4 protein-coding genes are annotated in these 3,538 nt (G+C 66.2%); 1 reads left to right on the forward strand and 3 read right to left on the reverse strand.

Annotation, left to right across the window (positions count from 1 at the left end):
* Nucleotides 1-450: 450 nt before the first annotated feature.
* Both AC2VOK_RS05795 and AC2VOK_RS05800 read right to left on the reverse strand, forming a co-directional pair.
* A complete protein-coding gene (locus tag AC2VOK_RS05795; RefSeq protein WP_428899628.1) occupies nucleotides 451-921 on the reverse strand; it encodes a YbjN domain-containing protein in 471 nt (156 codons plus the stop codon).
* A gap of 167 nt (nucleotides 922-1,088) precedes the next feature.
* Nucleotides 1,089-2,399, reverse strand: coding sequence for an adenosylmethionine--8-amino-7-oxononanoate transaminase (locus tag AC2VOK_RS05800; RefSeq protein ID WP_428899629.1), 1,311 nt, complete (start codon nucleotides 2,397-2,399; stop codon nucleotides 1,089-1,091).
* Between the two features lie 62 nt (nucleotides 2,400-2,461).
* Between AC2VOK_RS05800 and AC2VOK_RS05805 the strand changes: the two genes are divergently transcribed.
* Entirely contained in the window at nucleotides 2,462-2,902 is a 441-nt protein-coding gene (locus AC2VOK_RS05805; RefSeq protein WP_428899630.1) for a hypothetical protein, read from the forward strand.
* Nucleotides 2,903-3,344: 442 nt separating this feature from the next.
* On the opposite strand, the gene AC2VOK_RS05810 is transcribed toward AC2VOK_RS05805, so the two are convergent.
* Nucleotides 3,345-3,538, reverse strand: a 194-nt coding sequence (locus AC2VOK_RS05810) for a hypothetical protein (protein WP_428899631.1), incomplete at its 5' end; no start/stop codon positions are given.

Below are 3,538 nucleotides of genomic sequence, written 5' to 3' on the forward strand. Positions count from 1 at the left end.
ACGACATACCTGTCCTTCCACCGGTCATCACCGACCCAGCGGTCACGCGGAAGCATGACACCTGTCTGTCACGTCCACCTTAGGACCTTAGCGCCCCCGCAGGATGGCGTGGGCGCTTTTGAAAAGATAATGAGGCCGCAGAATTGCTGGTACGGTCGCGCGCCGGGCAGCGAGGATATTCAGACGGTACAACCAGCACCATGGGCACCAAAAGCACCAGATTTGGACCGACATTGATTGCCCACCAGAGACATCCAGGGAATGGCCGCGAACGGTGTTTGCCAGTGGACATCCACGCTCAACATCCGTGAGACACATCCGTGAGACCGCCATCCGCAGCCAATCCACCCAGTAGCCAATCCACCCAGTGAAATGTTGCACTAACTAATTACTCGTGGTGGTTGCCGGCCGTGCTTTCTCCGGGCTGTCACGGTGCGCGGCGCCGGAAACTCAGCCGGCGTTCCGCAACATCGGCCGAGCCATCGACGGCACCTCCACAACAGGCTTCACCTGAGCAAACAAATCGATCGCGGCGGCGATGGTGCGGTCCACCGAAGAGGCAAACTCCTCGAAAGTGATGCCGTCCCGGATCCACTGGGACCTGCGGGCCGAGACACCGACGCGCTGAGGGTCCGGGCAACCTTGCACGATCGCGGTGACTCCGCGGTTTTGCCGGTTCCACGTGTCGGCGAAGTCGGTCAGCCGGGGACGGTCGGCGACGGGGAAAGGCCGGGCGGGAGTGACACTGATGTTCACGACGTCGCCGAACGACGCGCAAACCTCGAGGCGGACATGAAGCCGGCCGGAGGCGGTGTTCGCGGCGCAGAAGTACTCGCCATCGTGGTCGCCCCGGAGGAAACGCAGCCCGCAGGTGTCCAGGTAGCGTTCGATGAGGTTCGCGCAGAGCAACTCACTGGTCATGAGATAGATACTGGGCCCCCCGGCTTTGTGGATCCTTTGCGCCGACCTAGCCAAAGCCCAAGAAGTTGTTGAGATTTTCCTGAGAGCGCGAGCCCGCGACGGCCGCACCTGGGACGCGCTCCCCGCGCCCACCGCCCTCACCCCCGAAGCGCGCCCTGGTCAGGCGCTCACGCGTCGACGGGGAGCCGCGCGACCTCGACCATCGCGGACGTGATCTGCGCGATGTCGGCGGGCGTGCAGATGTAGGGCGGCATGGCATAGATCAGGTTGCGGAACGGACGTAGCCAGACACCGCGGTCCAGCGCCGCCGCGGTGGCGGCGGCCAGCTCGACCGGCCGGTCGCATTCGATGACGCCGATCGCGCCGAATACCCGCACGTCGGTGACACGGGGTAGCGCCCGCGCCGGCTCGAGCCCGTGGGCCAGGCCGAAGCCGATCTCGGCGACCCGCGACCGCCAGTCCTGGCCCAGCAGCAGCTCGACACTGGCCACCGACACCGCGCAGGCCAGCGGATTAGCCATGAACGTGGGACCGTGCATCAGCGCACCCGCCTCCCCGGCGCTGATCGTGTCGGCGATGTCGCGGGTGCACAAGGTGGCGGCCATGCTCAGGTATCCCCCGGTCAGCGCTTTGCCGACGCACATGATGTCGGGGCTCACCCCGGCGTGGTCGGCGGCGAACAACTCCCCGGTGCGGCCGAAGCCGGTGGCGATCTCGTCGAACACCAGCAATACCTCATGGCGCCGGCACATCTGGTGCAGGTCGGACAGATAGCGGGGGTCGTGAAAGCGCATCCCGCCCGCGCCCTGCACGACGGGCTCGACGACCACGGCCGCCAGCTCGTGAGCGTGTTCGGCGAGCTGCTCCTCGAACGCCGCACTGTAGGCCGGGTCGTAGTGCCGCGGCACCTGCGGGGCGAACACCTGGCGGACGAGGATGTCGTTCCACAGCGCATGCATGCCGCCCTCGGGGTCGCAGACGCTCATCGGGGTGAAGGTGTCGCCGTGGTAGCCGCCGCGCCAGGTCATGAGCCGGTGTTTCCCGGGCCGCGCACGGCTGCGCCAGTACTGCAGCGCCATCTTCACCGCGACCTCGACCGACACCGACCCCGAGTCGCTGAAGAAGACCGTCTCCAGTCCTGCGGGCGTGATCTCCACCAGCAGCTGAGCCAGCCGAGCCGCGGGTTCGTGGGTCAGTCCGCCGAACATCACGTGGTTCAGCGCGCCGAGCTGGGTGGTCAGCGCCGCGTCCAGAACCGGGTGGCCGTGCCCGTGGATGGCGGTCCACCAGGAGCTCATCGCGTCCAGAGCCTCGGCCGGCCGTCCGTCGCGAATCAGCGTCAGCCTGGCACCGCGGGCGCCGACCGCCACGACGGGCGGCACAGCTTCCCTGCCGATGGTGCTGTAGGGGTGCCACAAGTGCGCGGCGTCGATCGCCGTGATTTCGCCGGGGGTCAACCGGGCTCTGGCCGCGGGCATAGAGATGCAGCGTAAAGCAGCCGGGTCGCACATTTCCCGGCCATCGGGAAGCATGGGAGGACATGGCCACGCCACATCAGCCCGAGGACCCCGGCCCGGCGAACCCCGCCACGTGGACGCCGGTCGACTACGACGAGGAAGCGCCCCGGGTGCTGCGGCTGAGGCTGGTCGCGTGGGACGTCATCAGCACCGTCACGCTGCTGATCCTGCTCCTGATCCTGGCCACCGAGACCACATGGCCGGTGCGGCTCTTCGGCTTCCTCGCCCACGTGTGCGAGGGGGATGAGTGTGGCGCGGTGCCCTTCGGGATCGATTTCTACATCCGACCGCTGGTGTGGGGCGGAATCGGCGCGGCCATTGCCGCCGCCGTCCTCGGTCCGGTGGTGTCGCTGTTGAAGGGCTGGTACATGTCCTTCTGGCCGGTGCTGTCGCTCACACTGCTCATGGTCGCCTCGGTGGCCGGCTTCATGCTCACCACCTTCAGCGAAAGCTACTGGCACTGAGGGGTCCCGCCCGTACGTTCGTCGGGCCCGTTCGCTGAGTTGCCGAGACTGCGGTGGCAGCGACGTCGAGGCGAAAAAGTAGCGCTGAACGCAGTCTCGACGCCGCCAGCCCAGACTCGGCACCAGCGGCGTCTGGTAACAACCCGGTCGCGTTCACGGGCGAGACCACCAATGCCCGCCGCGGCCCCACCGCGAGATCGAAATCACTACTGCGCATGCGGTTTTCGCTGGCCCAGTCACTGTCCGATCACGTTCCGGCAAATAATCCCGTGTGAGCCCCACCAGCTGTCACCCGACCCTGAATTCTGTTGTAAAAGTGTCTGTAGTGACTGGTGTGAATGAGGCGGTGCAGACGCAAGCGGCTGCATTCAATCAATCATTGATTCATTCACCCGCTCAGCTAGTTAGTTAGTTAGTTAGTTAGTTAGCTAGCTAACTAGCGTCATGCCGCGACGCGGGCCTCGACGGTGAGGCCTTCGAGCGAGTCATGCAAGCAATGGCGGCCGATGCGCGACGTCACCGCGCCGGAGCCGCTGAACCGGAAGGAACCCGCATGAAACGCCTTTACCTCTTCGCAACGGGCCTGGCCATGCTGGCCGGCGCGTTGCTCGCGCCGGCCGTGGCGAGCGCAGACCC

The sequence above is a fragment of the Mycobacterium sp. TH-M116 genome (genome assembly GCF_057473685.1).